Here is a 20,145-nt window from a genome sequence, read left to right on the forward strand (position 1 = left end):
TGGTATGAAACGACAATCTTTAATAATAGGTGGTTTGGCTACTATCTGCGTTGCATCGGCCTTTGCAAGCACGACACAAGCGGACATTGATCTGCTAAAGCAAAATACTGGCAACGTATCTTCTTCTTATGTGCAGAGTGTTGATACATCTAGGAAGACAATTACGGTAGATCAGACAACTTATGCGATCACGCCAACAACGGTGATTCAATCCGGTAATAAAACTGTTCCGGCCTCCAATATACAAAAGGGTACGCGCGTCAAAATTGACGCAGAGAAAAAACCGGGACAAATACTTACTGCTAAGAGCATTTGGGTAATGCAGCAGCCAAGTGGAAAATAAGAGGCTTATTTATGAAAAAAAATGCAGGTTTCACTCTGGTTGAGATAATGGTTGCTGTTGTCGTTATTGGCATAGTTTCTGGTGTTGCTTTGACCAGTTATCAAAGTAATGTCAAAGCGAGCCGACGTTCTACTGCACAAGCTGACCTGATGGAGCTGGCTAGGTTTATGGAGGGCATTCATACACCTGCATTAACCTATACGCCAGGCGGTAGCAATCCGACTTTGCCATTTGCGAATTCGCCCAGAACTGGTACTGCTTACTATACTATTGCCATACAGGCTGCTACTGCTCAGACGTTCACGTTGCGTGCAACGCCCACAGGAAACCAGGTTGGAAATGGCATGTTGGAAATTGACTCTACAGGTGCAAAACGCTGGGATAAGAACAATGACAGTTCATTCTCAGCAGATGAAAATGTATGGAAGTAATCGTGAGGCTTGTTTATTTTTTGCTGTAAGTTGGCAGAATTTCACTGTCTGATATGGTTTGTAAAAATGCCGCTTTTTGCGGCATTTTTTTTGTGGCTGAACTAAAACCCGGTTGAGGTATATGATTCACGCCAATGATTCAGTTTTCATTTTTCAAATTGGACATAGACGGCGTTTGTAAAAATGATTACATTTACCGTATGAGCAAGGGTTTGGCATCTGTCCTGGCTCCACATCTCGAATAAACCACTACTGGGGGAGTATTCATGTCTGCAAATTCCAAAAAATTTCGCCTCATAACACGCAGTGACTTTGACGGACTGGTATGTGCAGTGCTGCTTCAGCATCTGGATATGATCGAAGACATCCTTTTCGTTCACCCTAAAGACATGCAGGACGGCAAGATTGTGGTGAGTGAAAATGATATCAGCACCAATTTGCCTTATGTCGCAGGCATACATATGGCGTTTGATCATCATCTGTCAGAAGCCTTGCGCAATACGGACGTGGATGCTGGCAAGCATGTTATCGAGCCTGACGCACCTTCTGCCGCGCGCGTGGTGTATAACTACTACGGTGGTTTGAAAGCTTTCCCCGCATCCTGGAATGAGATGATGGCCGCCGTCGATAAAGGGGATTCAGCGCAGTTCAATCGCCAGGAGGTTTTGCATCCTGAACGCTGGGATTTATTGAATTTTCTGATGGATGCCCGTACTGGCCTGGGGAGGTTCCGGGATTTCAGAATCTCGAATTACAATCTGATGATGGAATTGATCGCTTTGTGCAAGACACAAAGCATTGCTGAAATCATGCAGAACCCAGACGTCAAGGAACGTGTTGATCTGTATTTTGAGCATGAAGAAAAGTGTAAGGAGCAAATACGGCGGTGCGCAAGCGTGCACCAAAATCTGGTGGTATTGGATCTGCGACATGAAGAGACGATTTTCGCAGGAAATCGGTTTTTGATTTATGCCTTGTTTCCGGAAACGAATATTTCCATCCATGTCTTGTGGGGTTTAAAGAATCAAAACACGGTATTTGCCACCGGTAAGTCGATTTTGAACCGCACTTCGAATACGAACATTGGACCATTGATGCTTGAATTCGGTGGTGGTGGACATGAAAATGCAGGTACCTGCCAGGTAGAAAATGACAGAGCCGAGCAAGTGCTGGCGACGCTGATCGCCAGAATTAATCAGGATGGCTGACAGCGCCCACGATGGCCTGCGGGTGTTTGTTCAGAACAGGACCTGTATGCCATCGGGTAAGAATTTCGCGTATTTTTCCAGCGATTTACGGATGGCGTCAGCATTGAGGGTGTAATGAAAATCTTCTGCTGTCTCACGGATTTTTTGTGCACCAAAGCGCTCATGAAATTTCCAGACAGATTCATTACCCTTGCGCACATCAAAATGTGCCTGTTCAAACCCCAGTGCCAACGCAAAGTGATAGACCAGCAATGCCGATTCTATAGAACTGCTATTGGCTGCACCTGCTTGTATGATCCACGAACCCCAGCAAAATGAGTTCGCTTGCTGGTCATACAAGCGCACAGTGCCTATATTTTCCCGTTCTGCATTTTGTATGATGAAATAAATTTGATTTGTATCAAGTGCATATTTTTCCAGCCAGCGTACTTGCTGTTCCACATCAGGTGAAGTTGCAGAAAGAAATCTCGCCTTCGTTGCGTCGGTGCGCAGACTGATAATAAATCGTGCATCATTAATACCCGCATTGCGCAGGCGCAGTTTGTTGCCAATAATTTCCTGCGGTTTCAGATAAACGGGTTTTAATTTACAGCCTCGTTTTCTCAAATTGAAAATGACTTCTGGGTTCTGGTCATTCATCAGGGTTTGTAAAATGTCATCCGGCGTATGAGCATGCATTGCCACGGCAGCACGTACCTTGCCTGACGCCGATCTGGATAACTGGCGCAGCGTTTCCGGCTGGGTGCTCAATTCGCCAGCCAGTTTCAGCTCAGTTTCAGAATGTAGATCTGTGGTGTTCGATACAGGGGGCAATTGTGCTGACATCGGTAAATCATTTTCAGTAATCCTTGGAAACAATGATTTTACTTGGCTCGCGAGCCGACGTACAGTTACATGACACGCTTCATTTAAGAATCTAGCGATAAGGCATAGTCAGGCAGTAATAAGCCTGGACTGTTCCTGCTGGATCAGGGCATGTATGCGCTATTTATTTGCCGGCGACCGGTTCTGCATTGACGACTATATTTTTGTAATATATATGGCTTGCCGCCTCGAAGCCAGAATCCATGCCAAACAAGAGCCACAAGCTACCGTTGGCATCCGTCGTCACATTCAAATCTGCCTGGTTGGTCAATTTCTTTTCCATATACGGCGCCTGCCCGCAATCTGTGCTGGCATTACCTATCGTACCCAGCACCTGAGCAAATTTACCAGAGCCAGATTGCCCGCCGCGATCGATGTTCATGGTGAACTCTTCTCCCTTTTGCACCGTCAGAGGTTCAGTCGCAGACGCACCGGCAAATACCCAGACGCTGTCACCAGGCGAGCCACCTACACCAAAACAGCCACTCGCGACATTGCTTACTATGGTGGTTTGGAAGCGCAGCGCGTACTGTGTATTGGGCGCAAAGCCGGTGTATTTCTTTTTGATATAGATGAACAGGTCGTCGCTCTTGTTGGTCCCAAACGTATATAAAGCCTTGCCAGAAAACGGTAAGGGCAGGACACGATATTCAGTCAGCATATCCACGGGTTTGGTTGAGGTGGAAAAATCCGATGTACCTGATATCCAGCCAACAGGTTCTGTGTTGAAATCTATACTTAGTTGTACAGGCAGTGGCGCTGGCACATAATTGCTGCTGCCACCACCACAGGCACTGAGCAGAATAGCGGTAGTAAGGGCGGAGACCGCACGAATACTGAATTTCATTGCATAACCTTTTATTGAAAACATGAACTGCGAGAGAGAATAACGATCTCATCGCTGCAAGTCAGTCTCAAAGTGTCAGATATTTGTCTTAAATTTGTATTAGTGACGCCATTGAAATTGTCTAAAAATTGTAAGTGCTCTTCGTTTTGCCTGGCATTTTTCGCAATTTCTTGACTGCCTCAACTACAATGCGGTCAAAGGAGAGGATATGTTTCGTGTAATGCTGGTTGAAGATGATGCCAAGCTCGCCAGTCTGGTGGCCGAGTATCTTGGCGAATATGAATTTACCGTTGATATTGTCAGTCGTGGCGATATCGCGTTGGCACATTTCCAGCAAACTTTGCCAGATATCGTGGTACTTGATCTGATGTTGCCAGGCCTTGACGGCATGGTGGTATGCCGCCAGATACGGGCCATCAATGCCGTACCAATTCTGATTTTGACCGCCCGTGAAGACGCATATGATGAAGTGTCCGGCCTGGAGCAAGGGGCCGACGATTATGTCAATAAACCGGTGCAGCCCAGAGTATTGCTTGCGCGCTTGCGTGCCCTGGTGAGACGTGTAAAAGAAGTGCCTGCTGTTGATGAAAATGATGACCTGGTTTTTGGCGCTTTCCGCTTGTGCCGCAGCGACCGCACGGTATTCTGGCGCAACGAGACTGTGCTTCTGAACAGTGCGGAATATAAATTATTGCTGGTGCTGGCCCAGGCTGCCGGCAAGGTATTGTCGCGCAATGATATTTTGATAGAAATGCGTGGCATAGAATTTGATGGGCTGGATCGTAGCATAGACAATAAAATTTCCCGCTTGCGGCGCAAATTTGATGACCCGCATGCCGACAAGATTAAAACTGTCTGGGGAGAAGGGTATCTGTTTAGCCCGTCTGCCTGGGATTAAAAAATGAATCGCCTGTTTTTACGATTCTTTGCCCTGGTGATGCTGGCTGTGACGGTCGCCACCGTTGCCATTTATGCGGCCATTACCTTTTTCTTTGGCAATCCGCTGGAAGAAGTTGCGCAGCAGCAGGCATCAGGTCAGATTTTTCTGTTGAGCCAGTATGTCGACCAGGCTGGTACTGATGAATGGCTGCCGCGGCTGAACAAGATCAGGGAAATCACTCATGCCAGGCTGGAATTGATCCCCTTAAGCACAGCACTGACTACACTGGCCGCAGATAAAAAAGCCAGACTCATGCGTGGCGAGGTTGTCATTGATGTCGATAGCAGATCTTTTTATCGCCGGGTCGATTTGAAAGGCGAACGCTATATCGGTAGCGCAGATGAAGTGATTCATGCTCTCGACCTGCCTATTGATGTAGCACCTGTTTTAAAGACAGAAGTGCTACGCTACATCATCGTTGCCATCTGCCTGTTGATACCGATTGCCATCTGGTCGAGTTCGCATTGGCGTGGTTTGCAGGCGCTGGAGAAAGTTGCTGATGAATTTGGGGAAGGGCATTTGCAGGTTAGGGCGCAAACCCGCAAAAGCGAGAGTATTTACCCATTAGCGCAACGCATGAACCAGATGGCCACTCGCATAGAGAGCTTGCTGGAAGCGCAGAAAAATCTGCTGCATTCAGTCTCGCATGAATTGCGTACACCCATAGCCAGGCTGGAATTTGGGCTGGAACTATTGCGTGGTGCTGCTCAAAATCCGCAACTGGAAGCCAGGCTGACATCTATGGAAGCGGATCTGGCAGAACTCAATTCCCTGGTCAACGAATTGTTGAGCCTCAGCAAACTGGATCAGCAACAATCATCTCATTTCACGGAATTTTCTATTGCCAGCTGTGTTCAGAGCAGCCTGGATGGACTTGTGCATATGTTGTCCGGATTTCAGGTGAGCCAGGATTTTTCTGATGAGCTTGGTCGTATGCGTGGTGACCCGCGCCTGCTGACGCGGGCGATCAGTAATTTATTAAGAAACGCAGCCAAATATACCAGCCAGCAAATTGACTTGTCGGCCAGAAAGAGCACAAACGGAGATGTGGAAATCCTGGTTGATGATGATGGCCCGGGTATCCCTGTAGAAGAGCGTGAGCATATTTTTGCAGCCTTCTACAGGCTTGACCGCAGTCGTGACCGTGCAACGGGCGGTTTTGGCCTGGGTCTGGCGATTGCTCAAAAGGCGGTACAGGTGCACGGGGGCCAGATCAGCGTGCAAGAGGCGCCGTCAGGTGGTGCCAGATTCATCATTCGCTTGCCTGCCGGTATCGCCCTGGCCTCTGCCTGAGTACTTTCTCCCATCCCTTACAAATTCATGACATTTGCCAGACAAGTCGAGGAAGACTTGTCGACATGCCTTGCCTATCATCCTTATCCATCGCAGTTCGCTTTTTTGGGACCGTACAAGTGAAATAAGAGAGAGATGGATGAGTAGCAGAGCTTTAATTACAGGCATTACCGGGCAAGACGGCGCTTATCTGGCCGAGTTGTTATTGAAAAAGGGCTATACCGTGTTTGGCACTTATCGCCGTACCAGTTCAGTCAATTGCTGGCGCATAGAAGAACTGGGTATAGCCAGCCATCCCAATTTGCATTTGCTTGAATATGATTTAACTGACCTGAGCGCCAGTATTCGTATCTTGCAAAACACGGGTGTGACAGAAGTCTATAACCTGGCCGCGCAAAGTTTTGTTGGCGTTTCGTTTGAGCAGCCTGCCACGACAACAGCAATTACTGGTGTGGGCGCCTTGAATCTGCTGGAAGCCATACGCATCGTGAACAAGAAGATACGCTTTTATCAGGCGTCAACTTCAGAAATGTTTGGCAAGGTGCAAGCCATTCCGCAAGTGGAAAGCACGCCGTTTTATCCACGTAGCCCCTATGGCGTCGCCAAATTATATGCGCATTGGATGACGATCAATTATCGGGAATCGTATGACATCTTTGCCAGCAGCGGGATTTTGTTTAACCATGAATCCCCTTTGCGTGGGTGTGAATTTGTCACCCGCAAGATTACCGATGGCGTCGCAAAAATACGCCTCGGGCAACTCGACTATCTTGAACTTGGCAATATGGATGCCAAGCGAGACTGGGGCTATGCGAGAGAATATGTCGAGGGCATGTGGCGCATGTTGCAGGCAGATACGCCAGACAGTTTTATTCTGGCCACCAATCGTATGGAAACCGTGCGTGATTTCGTGCAAATGGCGTTTTGGGCTGTCGACGTGCAATTGCATTGGCGTGGCCAGGGGGAAGATGAAATCGGTATATGCGCAAAGACCGGCAAAACCCTGGTGAAAGTGAATTCTAAATTTTATCGCCCGGCCGAAGTCGAATTATTGATAGGCGATCCAGCAAAAGCGAAAACAGTATTGGGTTGGGAAGCAAAAACCGGTCTGGAAGAATTATGTCAGATGATGGTGGAAGCAGATTTGCGCAGGAATACTTTACGCACCTCTTATTGAATGCAATGGCACAGCTACAACGGCAATCATCGCCTTTGTTCAAGGCTGTATGGATAAGTCAAAAATTAACCGGGATGTCCTATGAAGGTCTTGCATTTTTACCGTACTTATCATCCCGATACCTTTGGCGGAGTGGAACAGGTAATCCGACAGTTGGCCGTAGGCACGACACGTTTGGGTGTCAATAATGAAGTGCTGACACTGACACGCAGTCGTGACAATCTGGAACTGGAAATGGAAGGGCATCAGGTTCACAGGGTAAGACAAAATTTTGAAATCGCTTCAACCGGATTTTCGTGGCAGGCACTCTCGCGTTTTACCGAACTGGCGAATAGTGCAGACATCATTCACTATCATTTCCCCTGGCCTTTCATGGACCTGATGCATCTAATCGGCAGAATAAGGAAACCCAGTATCGTGACCTATCATTCAGATATAGTGCGGCAGAAATTTCTGGAAAAAGTGTATCAGCCTTTAAGGCACTGGTTTTTGAATGATGTCGACAGGATCGTGGCGACTTCCCCCAATTATTTATCCAGCAGTCCTATCCTGCATCGCTATCGCGAGAAAACGGAAGTTATCACGTATGGTCTGGACAAGGATATTTATCCGGAAGCTTCACCCACAATAGTAGAAAAGTGGCGGCAACGCTTTGCTGGCCGTTTCTTCCTGTTTGTTGGCATGCTGCGTTATTACAAGGGCTTGCATATTTTGCTGGAAGCGGTTGCCGATACAGAGATACCTGTCGTCATCGTTGGTAACGGCCCTGAAGAAGACGCCCTGAAGCAGCAAGCCAGGGATTTGAATTTGACCAACGTGCATTTCCTGGGAGCCTTGCCGGAAGAAGACAAGATAGCCTTGTTAAGTCTTAGTTATAGCCTGGTATTTCCCTCGCACTTGCGTTCTGAGGCTTTCGGTATTTCACTGCTGGAAGGCGCGATGTTTGCCAAACCCATGATTTCAAGTGAAATTGGTACTGGTACGACGTATATCAATATTGCAGATGAAACCGGTCTTGTCGTGCCGCCAGATAATGCATTTGCCTTGCGGGCGGCGATGATGGAATTGTGGCATAAGCCAAAACTGGCAGCGCGAATGGGCAAGTTTGCACAACAACGTTATCAAACCTTGTTTACGGCTGAAATGATGGCGACCAATTATGTACGCCTGTATGTGGATGTTATTTCGGGAAATGCGAAGACACCGTAGATCTTCATATCCAGGCATTGTGGAAATCAGGTGAACTGTCTATGATGCGATTTTTCAGCATCCCTGACGCCAATAAAGACCAGATTTTCATTACTGTGTTTACAATAGGCTGGGTAATCAAACGATCATATTTATTCAGCATGAAATCCATTTCTCTCGCACTTCTTTTTACTACCGCAAATATGGCGTTTGCCCAGACGCCTGCTGCCAGCATGCTGCCGGATGGTAGTACTGATATGTATGTTGGTGCCGGCCTTATTTCCGAACCCAGTTGTGAATATGGGGGTGAACAAAAAACACGCCTGATGCCAAATGTGCAAATTCAATGGAGTAATGGGGTCTTCTTGCGCAATACCAGTTTGGGCTGGCATCTGAACAAGGGGAGTGATATTGAGTTTGGTCCCTTGCTTGAATATCAGCGTGGCTGCAATGCATCTGCCGCCCGCAAGCTGGCTGGCTATGGTGATGTGGATGCCAGTTTTCAGGTGGGGGGATTTTTAAATTATTTCCCTGTTCAAAACCTGCGCCTGAGTTCCAAATTATTGCTCGGTACCGGAGCCGGTAGAAAGACCGGTTACCTGAATGTGGAAGCGCGCAGTTACCATAAACTGGCAAATCATCATGGTCTGGCATTTTCGACAGGCCTGGTCTGGAGCAAGCGTTATTACGATCAGTCAGGTGCCCGCTTTGACCCGGATATGTTCATTACATCTGGCGCAGTCAGTGGTAGCAGTAATGGAATGATGCCCGGTTTTGATGCTCCCAGAATCAAGGAAAATCTGGCAGCAACAAATGCAGACGTAAGAAATGCCTATGTCGGCGTGAACTGGAATTGGGAATTCAGTTCGAGCTGGATGTTGACGTCACACGTGACAGCAGCGCACCAGTTTGACAGTGACAAAAATAGCCTGTGGCTGGGCAAGCGAAATTATGTGACTGTCTATTCAGGTTTCGCGTATCGATTTTAATCCGTTTAGAAAAAAGCATGCTCATTAAGTATTCCTCATTGATTGCCACGATGCTGTTTGCATCGGGGGTCGCGTATGCGCAGGTAACAGGCGCAGAATCGACCCAGAAACTCCCTGTGCAGGAGTCAGGTAAAAAATTGGATACGGAATGGATCAGTTATCGCAACGCTTACAAGCTGATGATACAGTTTGAAAAATATGGCAAGCCCAAGAACCTGATTCAAAATCATTTTCAGGTCAGTAGCCGCAGTGGTGCAGCCCTGCCAGACGATTTGCAACTGACACTGGTCAGTAAAAGTATGCGACTGAATTTGCCATTGGATACCTTGGGCAGAACGCATTTTCCCTTGCTGAAGTCTGCCTATGATGAAAACGCAGAATTGACTGTTAATCGTTTCGCAGAACAACTGAGTTTTCAGGCAAGGTTATCGATCATTCCCCGGGCTGATGGTGTCTATGAAACGGCAGATTTACGTAGCGCATGCGAGCAAGCCTTGGCTTATTTGAAGACAATCAGTGATGCCACGGTGACGAACAAGAAGTGTGTGGGAGTGAAGTTTTCTTATCCCAGAAATATCCTTGATACAGGAATCAAATTCAGAAATGCCGGTATGCACTTAAGTGCATTGACAGCACAAGAGGGTAGTGCTTTTTCCAGTGAAACTGGGAAAGCCTATAAAACAATGACTATCCGCTTTGATGAAGCGACAGAAAAAGGCCAGGTACTGACGCAAAACCCGCCAATTGCTATCGCTCCCCTATTTGAATAAGTGTTTTACGGATCTGATAAAACACGCAGGCAAATAATAATCAAAACGGTATTTATAAAGTATCTGTATTACCAACGACGCCAGTGTCCGCCACCACCGCCCCAGTAAGCTCCGCCACCAATGACGACAGGAGGAGGGCTTACCACCACTGAAGAGCCATAACCGTAGCCATAGCCATAGCCATAGCCGTGGGCTGGCACGACAACGCAGCCAGATAAGCCACTTGCAGCAGCTATTAGTGTAAGAACGGCAATAAATTTAATTCGCATGACAACCTCCTGTTAAGTCTGTACTCCTATAATGCGTGGCGAAATTTATCGTTGACAGCAAAAATGTAAGCCTTTGTTTCCTTTTGTTTTCAAAAAACAATGGTGTTGCGAAGACGATTTGCCAACAGGCAAGCGCATGTAAGGTATTGTTGCGACGCGGAACTTTGCTTCATGTGGTATGGTCAAAGCCTCGTTCCCTACAACCATTGCAAAAATAATATTTATATGCACGCTTCCTTACGACCGACAATTTTGTCTTTGGCCATCATGGCCGCCTTCAGCCAGTCTGCCAGCGCACAAACGACGCCACCCAAGAACGAATCTGCCGAAAAAACAGATGCAAAGGCAGCCAAGCCTGAAAGCAAAGTTGCGGTTGATCCAAAAATACAAAAGGTGGAAGTGCAGGGGGCGCGCAATTATGATGAGCGCCGCCAGGATACCGCGACCAAGATTGTTGTAACGCAAGAAGATATCGTGCGTTATGGTGATACCACCATCAGCGAAGTATTGAAACGTTTGCCGGGAGTCACCATCGGTGGAGTGCAAGGGCGTGGTGGCGATATACGCATGCGCGGCCTGGGTGCCGGTTATACCCAGATATTATTGAATGGTGAACCCAGCCCACCGGGCTTTTCGCTGGACTCTTTGTCGCCTGACCTGATAGAGCGTATTGAAGTCATACGCGCTGCTACAGCTGACTTAAGTACCCAGTCGATTGCCGGTGCGATTAACATTGTCTTGAAAAAATCTGTACAGACTGCACAGAAAGAATTGAAAATAGGCTTGTTTGAAGATGGCGGCAAGTTTGGTGAAAACCTCAATTACCAGGTATCAGACAAGGCTGGGCGCATGTCTTATTCTCTGTCCGGCAACGTCACTCATGGGCAGTATGAGCGTCCATCCTATTATGATGAAATTGGCACTGACGCCAATGGTAAAACAAATCTGATACGCCGTACCGATACTCTGGGCTGGGGCACGTTCAACAGCCTGGGTTTTTCACCCAGGGTTAACTGGAATTTTGAAAACGGCGATACTTTAACTACCCAAAGCTTCGTCAATGCCAATCGCTTTACCGGGCATAACCGCGAATCATCGAATACCACCTTGGGTATCCTGCCAACCTATGTCAGCGATTCACAGGAGATCCAGTCGGACTTTACAATGTTCCGTACCAACCTGAACTGGATACACAAGCTGGAAGACAGCGCCAAACTGGATATGAAGCTGGGTGTGAACTACAACAAGCGTAATTCCGATGTGGAATTATTGGGCTTTGATATCAACAGTGGCCAGATACTTGACCGTAAAACCACCTCCGGAGCGACCGATAAAGGTCTGACCATGAGTGGCAAATACAGCGCGCCCTTTGTGCAAGACCATTCCTTCGTTTTTGGCTGGGATGGTGCCTACAGCAAGCGCAGTGAAACCCGTGTACAAAATGATGTAGTCAATACCGCAATCAGCTTATTGCACCCCATCAATCTGAATGAAACCTTTGATGCTGATGTGACACGTCTGGCCGTGTTTGCGCAAGATGAATGGAATGTCAGCAAGCAATTGTCCGTCTATGCTGGCTTGCGCTGGGAAGGGCTTGATACCAGCAGCCGTGGCAATACTTATAGCGAAGTGCATAACAAGTCCAGCGTCTGGAGCCCCATACTGCAAACCCTGTATAAACTGCCTGACAGTAAAAATGACCAGGTGCGGTTCGGCATTACCCGTACTTACAAGGCACCAGATACCAGCCGCCTGATTCCACGTCGTTATATCTCTAACAATAATAGCGCCACCAGCCCGGACAGCATCGGTAATCCGAATCTGAAGCCTGAACTGGCCTGGGGCCTCGATGCTGCATATGAGCACTACCTGCCAGGTGGCGGCATGCTCAGCGCCAGTGTTTTCATGCGCAAGATTGACGATATCACCCGTACCCAGTTGTCGAATATTAATGGTATCTGGGTTAGCATGCCGGTCAATGATGGGCAGGCAACGACGCGTGGTATAGAGCTAGAAGCCAAATTGCCTCTGCGTGCGATGATGAGCGGCGCACCGGCAATTGATTTCCGTGCCAACGTGTCATTCAACTGGTCTGACCTCAGTACCGTACCTGGCCCTAATAACCGCCTCGATTCGCAAACACCTATTAGTGCCAATCTGGGGGTAGATTACAAACTCGACAAGTTGCCGTTGACCATAGGTGGCAATGCCAGCTTCCAGGATGGTGGGCCTATCCGTATCTCTGCTGTTCAAAGCACTTATTCAACACCCAAGCGCGTGCTGGATTTGTACGCCTTGTGGAAGTTTGATCCCAAAACCAATCTGCGGGTATCGATAGGCAATGCCTTGCATCAGGATAATATCGGTGCCAGTACCTATGCAGACAGCAATGGTTCTTTAGTGCAAACCACCACGACACCAACCACAGTGACTGCCCGCGTCATGTTTGAACATAAGTTCTGAAACCAAAGCCTGAATCTGGGGCAGGTCTGACCTGCCTCAGAAGAAGTTTGCAGGACTGAGATGAAGAAAAGAAGAATCAGTTTTTTGCTATCGTACGACAAGACAAGGGTAGATTGGCAGTAGGTATCGTGGTCATATCCATTCCCTTGACGGTCATTTTTGCAGGCACTGGTGCAGATGCACAAACCCAGGCCACTGGGACGATGGCCGCATCTTCAACCACAGCAGGACGCAAGGTCAGTATTTTGCCTCTCAATGCAGAATGCGCATTATTGCCAAAGGTAATATTGATCGCCCCATCCTTGATGGCGACTGAGCTGACGAGGTTGCTGACTATCTTGTCGGCGGTTGGCAAACCTGCAGCCAGGTTATCAGCCGGAAATTTCTGATCGACCAGCCATGCTGCCGCTACCGGTTTTTTAGCGATCTCTGCCAGTGGTATTGCCGCCTCAATCTGTTCCCTGACAATCTTGTAAAGATATGAGGGAATTGCCAGAGCCGCGAGGATGGCGAGCACGGCCACCACCACCACTACTTCCAAAAGTGAAAATCCAGACTGTTTTTTCATAGACAAGCTTTAAAGTGTTTTCAGAAATATAGCGGATAAGCACCCTAACTCACAATCGAAATATGGCTTTTGGCAATAAGTCTTATCATTACAACATTTTAGCCAAAGTGACAGCATATATTTGTCTCATATTTTCCTGAAACGTACGGCTTGTTGGCAGTTGCTTAGTGCTTGTATCAAAAGCTTGTATCAAAGGCTTATTCTAATCAGGATATGACACAAAAGCTGCTTTCGTTGATAATGCGGGCACTTGAGCAATATCAACCTGATTAAAGCCTGATGCCTGATGAATGATCCTATTCCCCTGTTTACTTACAGCACCACTTTGCTTGAGCTGATTTCCTTCGTGCTGTCTGTGATTACCGTGGCCTTGAATATACGACAGTTGCATTGGGCCTGGCTGTTTTCGATACTTGCCTCAGGCTTGTATGCAGCAGTTTTTTTTGACGCCAGACTGTATGGCGACATGGGTTTACAGTTTGTCTTTATTGTCGTGTCGATATGGGGATGGTGGGTCTGGTTGCGCGGTCATGGTGGGCAAGATGCCTTGCCGGTATCTAGGCTCACATCCAAAGGCAGGCTGATTGCCCTGGCTGCCTGCCTGCTGGCATTTGGCCTGCTTGCCTGGTTTTTAAAGGCGTATACCGATACGGATGTCCCTTACGCAGACGGTTTTTTAACTGCAGGCAGTTTGCTGGGCCAGGTTTTGCTGAGCCGTAAAAAGATTGAGAACTGGCATGTATGGATACTGGTCGATATTCTGTACGTTGCCCTGTATGTCTATAAGGGCCTGATGCTGACAGCATTGTTATATGGAATTTTTGTCGTGATGGCCATCATGGGCCTGCGCACCTGGAGTAAAGCATGTCCACAATAAACCGCATCGTTATACTTGGTGCTGAATCATCAGGTAAATCTGCCCTGGCCGAGGCATTGGCCGCCCATTACAAGACTGTATGGGTGCCGGAATATTTGCGCGAATTTGTTGAGCAGCATCAGCGCGTACCGAGGCAGGAAGAACAGATAGTGATCGCCCGTACCCAAGTGCAACGTGAGGCGGAACTTGAAAAGCAGGCCAGCGAGTGGTTATTTTGTGATACTGGCCCGCTGATGACGGCCATATACAGCCGTCATTACTTCCCCGGCCCGGATGCTGAACTGGACGCACTGGAACAGAGTCATCAATATGATTTTACGATAGTCACTGCCCCAGATTTTCCGTGGACTGCCGACGGTTTGCAGCGCGAATCAGCCGCCGTGCGTGACAAGATACATGAAGAGGTCTTGCAGATATTGGATGAGCGTGAAATTCCGTTTCTGCTGGTAGAAGGGAGTATGCAGAAGAGGCTGGAGCAGGTACAGTTTGCACTCTCTTTCCTGTTGTCGTGAAACCCTCAAGCAGGTAAATGCCAGCGCACACATAAATAAAAAGCACTGCATCTTTTAAAGGGAAGCAGTGCTTTTTTAGTGGCTGGCCGTAGCGCGTGACAAAGAAATTTAATTGTTTTCCATCAGGCTCTTCAAGTGATCCGCGCGTGCCGGGTGGCGCAGTTTTTTCATGGCCTTGGATTCAATCTGGCGTATGCGCTCACGTGTCACTTCAAACTGTTTGCCCACTTCTTCCAGTGTGAACTCGGTACTGGTTTCCAGGCCGAAGCGCATGCGCAAGACTTTGGCTTCGCGCGGGCTCAGTGAATCCAGTGCTTCTTTCAGTTTTTCCTGTACCGATGCCTGCATGGCGGCAGCCATAGGTGACAGGGTCATGCTGTCTTCAATGAAATCACCGAGTTGTGAATCGCCATCGTCACCGATAGGCACGTCCAGCGAAACCGGCTCTTTGGCGATTTTCAAAATCTCGCGTACCTTGTTTTCTGGTAAACCCATTTTTTCAGCGATAGCTGCTGGCTCTGGTTCCAGCCCGGTTGATTGCAGCAACTGGCGGCGCACGCGGTTCATCTTGTTGATGGTTTCTATCATGTGTACCGGCACGCGGATAGTGCGCGCCTGATCGGCAATCGCGCGTGCAATCGCCTGCCTGATCCACCAGGTTGCATAGGTAGAAAATTTGTAGCCACGACGGTATTCAAACTTATCGACTGCTTTCAGCAAACCGATATTACCTTCCTGGATCAGGTCCAGGAATTGCAGGCCACGATTCACATATTTTTTGGCGATGGAAATGACCAGGCGCAAATTGGCTTCTGTCATGGCGGCCTTGGCTTCGCTGGAACGTTTTTCTCCTGCCACCATTTGCTTGTTGATTTCGCGCAGATCATTGAGCGGCAACGCTACATTTTGTTCCAGGTCTATCAGTTTTTGCTGCAATTCACGCGCAGCATGAATATGCCTGCCCACCAGTGCGCAATAAGGGTAGGTGCCACTGGCTTCCTGGTTAATCCATTCAGGTTTGGTGGCATTTTTGCGGAAATGTTCAACAAAATATGGGCGCGGCATGCCGCACTTATTAACCAGCAATTCCAGCATCTGTTTTTCAGTCTGACGCAGCGCTTTCATTTGCTTGCGTAGTGTGTCACACAGTTTTTCTGCTGTCTTGACACTGAAGCGCATGCCTTGCAGTTCACGCGTAATGGCCATCTGTGCCTGCTGGTAAGCGGGGGACTGATAACCATCCGTGGCGCGGGCGACCTGCATTTGTTCAAAGCGCATGGCAACGACGGCAAATTTTTGTAAAACCGTGGCCTTCAGTTGTTGTAACTGTTCATCACTGATGCCGCTGGCGTTTTCAGCCACGGCATCGTCGTCGTCATCCAGGTCATCGAGGTCGTCAGCATCGGCAAGTTCTACTGCGGGCGCGTCTGCCGCATCGGGATCAAGCATGCCGTCGATAATGTCATCCACACGGATTTCATCCTTGGCTATCTTGTCGGCAATGACCAGTATTTCCTGTATCGTGCCGGGGCAGGCAGAAATGGCTTGAACCATGTCTTTCAAGCCATCTTCTATGCGCTTGGCAATTTCAATTTCGCCAGAGCGTGTCAATAACTCGACACCACCCATCTCGCGCATATACATGCGTACCGGGTCGGTGGTGCGGCCAAAGTCAGAATCCACGGTTGCCAGCGCGGCAGCGGCAGCGGCTTCAGCCTCGTCTTCGCTGACGTTGGTAGCGACATTGTCAGTCAGCAGCATCATGGCAGCATCAGGCGCACTGTCATAGACCGCGATACCCATATCGTTCAATGTACTGATCACGCCCTGTATCATTTCGGCGTCAGCTACATCATCCGGCAGATGGTCATTGATTTCGGCATGGGTCAGATAACTGCGGTCTTTACCCAGGTTGATCAACTTGGTCAACTGACGGCGGTATTGCTCTAGTTGTTCTTCGGTATTGGCCGTGATGGCCGGGCCAGATTTTTTGGCCTTGGCACGGGCTGCACGCTTGATCTCGGCAGATTCTGCGGCATTCAATGCCTGAATTTCATCATTTTCAAAATGAAATTCAGAAGACTTGCGACCACGCTTCGCCGGCTCTTTCATCGCTGGCAATACATAAGCGGATGTGTCTATGTCCTTGATGCCAAATGGAGCTGCTGTTGCCGCCAATGCAGGCATGCTGGTGGCCAGGTTTGCTGTCAATACGCCAGCGGACGATGCTACTGGTTTAAGTGTGACCACCGGTGCTGGCGGTGCCAGTTTGCCCGAGCCTATGCGCGCTTCACGCTTCACCATGACCGGCGCAGGTGTTGCCTGGTCTGCCAGTAAAAGCTTCTTCGCCAGCTTGGGTGCGGTCTTGCGTATGACTACGACACGCGGCTTGGTGACTTCGTTTTCTGCGGCAATAGCTTCTTTTTTCGCTATATCATTTCCCGCCGCATCATTGACGCTGGCACCAGGCGCTGCCATCTCATCGACGCCAGTTTTTTCTGGCGCCGGCATATCGTTTTCAGCGCTTGCTACGGCCAATGCAGCTGTTTCATGCGTATCAACCGCTAGTGCTGCACTATCTTCAGTAGCCGTATCATCGGCATCAGCATTGCCGTCTTCCGACGCCACCAGTTGCAAGCGTGAGCGACGTTTGGTGATGACGGTAACGGGTGTTGCCACCAGTGTTGGCGCTTCTTCTACAGAATCGCTGACAGGCACGACCACCTGCACCGTCGTTGTGCGCGAAATGGTCAGCGCCGGACGGTTTAATTGCAGGGATGGTTTTTTACCTAAAGTGAGCGTAGAGCCTGTTTTTGTTGCGGGAGAAGTGTTTGAGTCAGTTAAGCTGTTTTTCATGTAACAAATTCGAGTACGACAACAAATGCTTGTCAATGGTGTTTGGCAATAGCAAGGGCGAAAAGCTGCTGACGATCATCAAAGACAGATCTACGGCAGGCACGGCGCGGATGAAAAAGCCCGCTGGTAAAAGCGGGCTTGAAGCATCTTGCTGAATCTGAGTCTCTTTAGAGACGAAAGGGCAGAATTATCCTCGGCTTCGCGCTTCTTGACAAGCAAGACTTCACTTTGGCATGCAGAAAGTTTTCGCATCGCTAGGCTATTTTGTCCATTCACTGGCGGGTATTGCTAACAAAGCAAATTATCGTTACAGAATTTGATGTTTTGATCTGCATCGATTGACAGCGATATTTTTTTGATGTGTCAGGTTTTATTTTAGGGATATTTGATTTACATCAAACTCTTGTACCGGAAGGATTTTGGACAAACTGTTAAGCTACGGGCCTTAAGCATCTCCTTTGTTGGCCTAATGATGAGCACCCTTGTTCGCTGTCTTTCTTTTAACTTGCAGAAAATCCTTTCGTGTATGTACGTAATGGCCTTGATGGCAGTGATTTCGCCTGCGGCGAGCCTTGCGCAAAGTATTCCTGATAATCTGGCGCAACGCCTCAAAGCATGTACCACCTGCCATGGCGCTGAGGGCAGGGCAGCTACTGACGGGTTTTATCCGAGGATCGCTGGCAAGCCAGCTGGTTATCTGTATAACCAGTTAGTGAATTTTCGTGATGGCAAGCGCAGTTATCCAGCCATGCGCTACATGGTCGGCCATATGTCGGATGCATACCTGAAAGAAATCGCGGAATATTTCGCTCTTCAACATCCACCATATGGTGCTCCCCAGGCAACTGAAGCGAGCGCGCAAGACCTGGAGCATGGGCGAACTTTAGTGATGCAGGGTGACAAATCCCGTAACCTGCCTGCCTGTGTTGCCTGTCACGGAGAAAAAATGACGGGAATTGCCCCATTTATTCCTGGTTTGCTGGGTGTGCCACGCGATTATCTGGTCGCTCAACTGGGTGCCTGGCAAACTGGTAGCCGTCGTGCTCATGCACCGGATTGCATGCAGCAGGTAGCGAAAAAATTGACGCCTCAAGATATCGCTTCGCTAGCAGCATGGCTGGCCATACAAAATGTGCCGACCGGTAATAATGCCATTGCGGGCAGCGTCAACGGTGACCTGCACCTGCCTTTATCCTGTGGCAGCGTGCCTCGCTGAATCAGATATGAACATGAAAAAAATATTATTGTCTTTATTGCTGGGCGTGATCGCCATTGTTTCCGTGGTAGCTGCATATGGCTATTACGTGATTGACGACAACAGTCAATCTGCATCCTCAAAAACGGTGTTGTCCCCATCTGAGCAGGTTCTCAAGGGGGAATATCTGGTTCGGGCGGGTAATTGCATGGGTTGTCATACTGCACGGGGTGAAGCTGCATTTGCAGGCGGCCGTGTCTTGCAGACAGAATTTGGCAATTTTATTTCTCCGAATATCACACCCGACCAGAAAACCGGGATTGGTGAATGGACTGCCGACGATTTTTGGCAGGCGCTGCACAATGGCAAGGGGCGGGGCGGCCGTCTGTTGTATCCAGCTTTTCCCTATACCAATTACACGCGGGTGACGCGGGCAGATTCTGATGCCATGTTTGCCTATCTCAAATCCATCCCCCAGGTTGTACGCAGCAATCAGGCGCATGAGCTTCGCTCTCCTTACGACAAACGTGCACTGCTGACATTCTGGCGCGCATTATATTTTCGACCTGGCGTTTATCAGGACGATAGCAAACAGAGTGCAGACTGGAATCGTGGCGCCTATCTGGTCAACGGCCTTGGTCATTGCAGTGCCTGTCATAGCAGCCGCAATGCGCTTGGTGCAAACGGCGGCACCACAGATTTGTCTGGCGGTGAACTCGCTTTAACCAGTTGGTATGCACCTTCCCTGACGCACAGCAAGGAAATGAATCTGACGCAATGGCAGGCGCCGCAATTGTTTGCGTTGCTGAAGACCGGTGTCACCGATCACACTGCCGTATCCGGCCCCATGGCCGAGGTCGTGGCGCTCAGTTTGCAGCATGTGTCTGATGCGGACCTGACAGCGATGGTCACCTACCTGCAAGCGATACCGCCTGCAAAGGCAGTTGATGCAGATATGCTCGATAAAGCAATGGCAGCACCGCCGCCATGTAAGGACGCCATGGAAGCCATCATGCGGCAAGGCGGGGCCTTATATAAAACCCATTGCATGGATTGTCATGGGAGCGGCGGCGAAGGTCTGAAGTCAATTTATCCAGCCCTGAAGGCAAACCAGTCGTTGCAGGCTCATATCATCGCAAATCCGGTACGGCTGATTCTGTCTGGCGGTTTTGCACCTGTTACAAAAGGCAACCCACGGCCTTACAGCATGCCGCCATTTGGCCAGACCTTGTCGGACAGTGAGGTCGCACTGGTGTTGAGCTATATTCGTAATGCCTGGGGCAATCAGGCTGACGTTGTCACTTCGGCTGAGGTCAACCGTTACCGCACTGCGCCTCTGGATTGATTTTCTGCAC

Annotated in this window: 19 protein-coding genes; 14 read left to right on the forward strand and 5 right to left on the reverse strand. The window is 48.9% G+C overall.

Going from position 1 to position 20,145, the window contains the following annotated elements; all coding sequences use genetic code 11:
* Window positions 1–4 precede the first annotated feature (4 nt).
* The 3 genes from ACO0LH_RS20230 to ACO0LH_RS20240 all read left to right on the forward strand — a co-directional run bounded on the left by ACO0LH_RS20230 (window position 5) and on the right by ACO0LH_RS20240 (window position 1,982).
* Window positions 5–343 carry a DUF5666 domain-containing protein gene (locus ACO0LH_RS20230; protein ID WP_422942947.1) on the forward strand — a complete coding sequence of 113 codons (339 nt, stop codon included), beginning with the start codon at window positions 5–7 and terminating at the stop codon, window positions 341–343.
* An 11-nt stretch (window positions 344–354) separates the two neighbouring features.
* Complete coding sequence (locus ACO0LH_RS20235) at window positions 355–774, forward strand: type IV pilin protein (RefSeq protein ID WP_422942948.1); 420 nt, start codon at window positions 355–357, stop codon at window positions 772–774.
* Between the two features lie 266 nt (window positions 775–1,040).
* Window positions 1,041–1,982 carry an exopolyphosphatase gene (locus tag ACO0LH_RS20240; protein ID WP_422942949.1) on the forward strand — a complete coding sequence of 314 codons (942 nt, stop codon included), beginning with the start codon at window positions 1,041–1,043 and terminating at the stop codon, window positions 1,980–1,982.
* Window positions 1,983–2,012: 30 nt separating this feature from the next.
* Here the strand turns inward: ACO0LH_RS20240 and ACO0LH_RS20245 are convergent, their stop codons facing one another.
* Both ACO0LH_RS20245 and ACO0LH_RS20250 read right to left on the reverse strand, forming a co-directional pair.
* On the reverse strand, window positions 2,013–2,807 hold the full coding sequence (locus ACO0LH_RS20245) for a GNAT family N-acetyltransferase (RefSeq protein ID WP_422942950.1): 795 nt from the start codon (window positions 2,805–2,807) through the stop codon (window positions 2,013–2,015).
* A gap of 163 nt (window positions 2,808–2,970) precedes the next feature.
* Entirely contained in the window at window positions 2,971–3,693 is a 723-nt protein-coding gene (locus ACO0LH_RS20250) for a hypothetical protein (RefSeq protein ID WP_422942951.1), read from the reverse strand.
* A 208-nt stretch (window positions 3,694–3,901) separates the two neighbouring features.
* Between ACO0LH_RS20250 and ACO0LH_RS20255 the strand changes: the two genes are divergently transcribed.
* The 6 genes from ACO0LH_RS20255 to ACO0LH_RS20280 all read left to right on the forward strand — a co-directional run bounded on the left by ACO0LH_RS20255 (window position 3,902) and on the right by ACO0LH_RS20280 (window position 10,050).
* Complete coding sequence (locus ACO0LH_RS20255) at window positions 3,902–4,591, forward strand: response regulator (protein WP_422942952.1); 690 nt, start codon at window positions 3,902–3,904, stop codon at window positions 4,589–4,591.
* 3 nt (window positions 4,592–4,594) lie between these two features.
* The gene (locus ACO0LH_RS20260; protein WP_422942953.1) at window positions 4,595–5,926 is read left to right on the forward strand and encodes an ATP-binding protein; all 1,332 of its coding nucleotides are present in this window, start codon (window positions 4,595–4,597) and stop codon (window positions 5,924–5,926) included.
* Window positions 5,927–6,065: 139 nt separating this feature from the next.
* A complete protein-coding gene (gene gmd / locus ACO0LH_RS20265; RefSeq protein ID WP_422942954.1) occupies window positions 6,066–7,103 on the forward strand; it encodes a GDP-mannose 4,6-dehydratase in 1,038 nt (345 codons plus the stop codon).
* An 81-nt stretch (window positions 7,104–7,184) separates the two neighbouring features.
* A complete protein-coding gene (locus ACO0LH_RS20270) occupies window positions 7,185–8,312 on the forward strand; it encodes a glycosyltransferase family 4 protein (protein ID WP_422942955.1) in 1,128 nt (375 codons plus the stop codon).
* Between the two features lie 140 nt (window positions 8,313–8,452).
* Window positions 8,453–9,280, forward strand: coding sequence for a MipA/OmpV family protein (locus tag ACO0LH_RS20275; protein WP_422942956.1), 828 nt, complete (start codon window positions 8,453–8,455; stop codon window positions 9,278–9,280).
* 17 nt (window positions 9,281–9,297) lie between these two features.
* Entirely contained in the window at window positions 9,298–10,050 is a 753-nt protein-coding gene (locus ACO0LH_RS20280) for a hypothetical protein (protein ID WP_422942957.1), read from the forward strand.
* Between the two features lie 68 nt (window positions 10,051–10,118).
* On the opposite strand, the gene ACO0LH_RS20285 is transcribed toward ACO0LH_RS20280, so the two are convergent.
* On the reverse strand, window positions 10,119–10,319 hold the full coding sequence (locus ACO0LH_RS20285; RefSeq protein WP_422942958.1) for a hypothetical protein: 201 nt from the start codon (window positions 10,317–10,319) through the stop codon (window positions 10,119–10,121).
* Window positions 10,320–10,571: 252 nt separating this feature from the next.
* Between ACO0LH_RS20285 and ACO0LH_RS20290 the strand changes: the two genes are divergently transcribed.
* On the forward strand, window positions 10,572–12,782 hold the full coding sequence (locus tag ACO0LH_RS20290; RefSeq protein WP_422942959.1) for a TonB-dependent receptor plug domain-containing protein: 2,211 nt from the start codon (window positions 10,572–10,574) through the stop codon (window positions 12,780–12,782).
* Window positions 12,783–12,858: 76 nt separating this feature from the next.
* On the opposite strand, the gene ACO0LH_RS20295 is transcribed toward ACO0LH_RS20290, so the two are convergent.
* Window positions 12,859–13,350, reverse strand: a complete 492-nt coding sequence (locus ACO0LH_RS20295) for a pilin (RefSeq protein ID WP_422942960.1) — start codon at window positions 13,348–13,350, stop codon at window positions 12,859–12,861.
* A 286-nt stretch (window positions 13,351–13,636) separates the two neighbouring features.
* Between ACO0LH_RS20295 and pnuC the strand changes: the two genes are divergently transcribed.
* On the forward strand, window positions 13,637–14,227 hold the full coding sequence (pnuC, locus tag ACO0LH_RS20300; RefSeq protein ID WP_422942961.1) for a nicotinamide riboside transporter PnuC: 591 nt from the start codon (window positions 13,637–13,639) through the stop codon (window positions 14,225–14,227).
* A complete protein-coding gene (locus tag ACO0LH_RS20305) occupies window positions 14,215–14,739 on the forward strand; it encodes an AAA family ATPase (RefSeq protein WP_422942962.1) in 525 nt (174 codons plus the stop codon). The genes pnuC and ACO0LH_RS20305 overlap by 13 nt, the downstream gene beginning before the upstream one ends.
* Window positions 14,740–14,847: 108 nt before the next feature.
* On the opposite strand, the gene rpoD is transcribed toward ACO0LH_RS20305, so the two are convergent.
* Window positions 14,848–17,595, reverse strand: a complete 2,748-nt coding sequence (gene rpoD, locus ACO0LH_RS20310; RefSeq protein ID WP_422942963.1) for an RNA polymerase sigma factor RpoD — start codon at window positions 17,593–17,595, stop codon at window positions 14,848–14,850.
* A gap of 526 nt (window positions 17,596–18,121) precedes the next feature.
* Between rpoD and ACO0LH_RS20315 the strand changes: the two genes are divergently transcribed.
* Window positions 18,122–18,811: a c-type cytochrome gene (locus ACO0LH_RS20315; protein WP_422942964.1), complete on the forward strand. Its 690-nt coding sequence runs from the start codon at window positions 18,122–18,124 to the stop codon at window positions 18,809–18,811.
* 13 nt (window positions 18,812–18,824) lie between these two features.
* Complete coding sequence (locus ACO0LH_RS20320; protein WP_422942965.1) at window positions 18,825–20,135, forward strand: c-type cytochrome; 1,311 nt, start codon at window positions 18,825–18,827, stop codon at window positions 20,133–20,135.
* Window positions 20,136–20,145 lie beyond the last annotated feature (10 nt).

The sequence above is a fragment of the Undibacterium sp. TJN19 genome, assembly GCF_049339485.1.
Classification (GTDB): domain Bacteria; phylum Pseudomonadota; class Gammaproteobacteria; order Burkholderiales; family Burkholderiaceae_D; genus Undibacterium.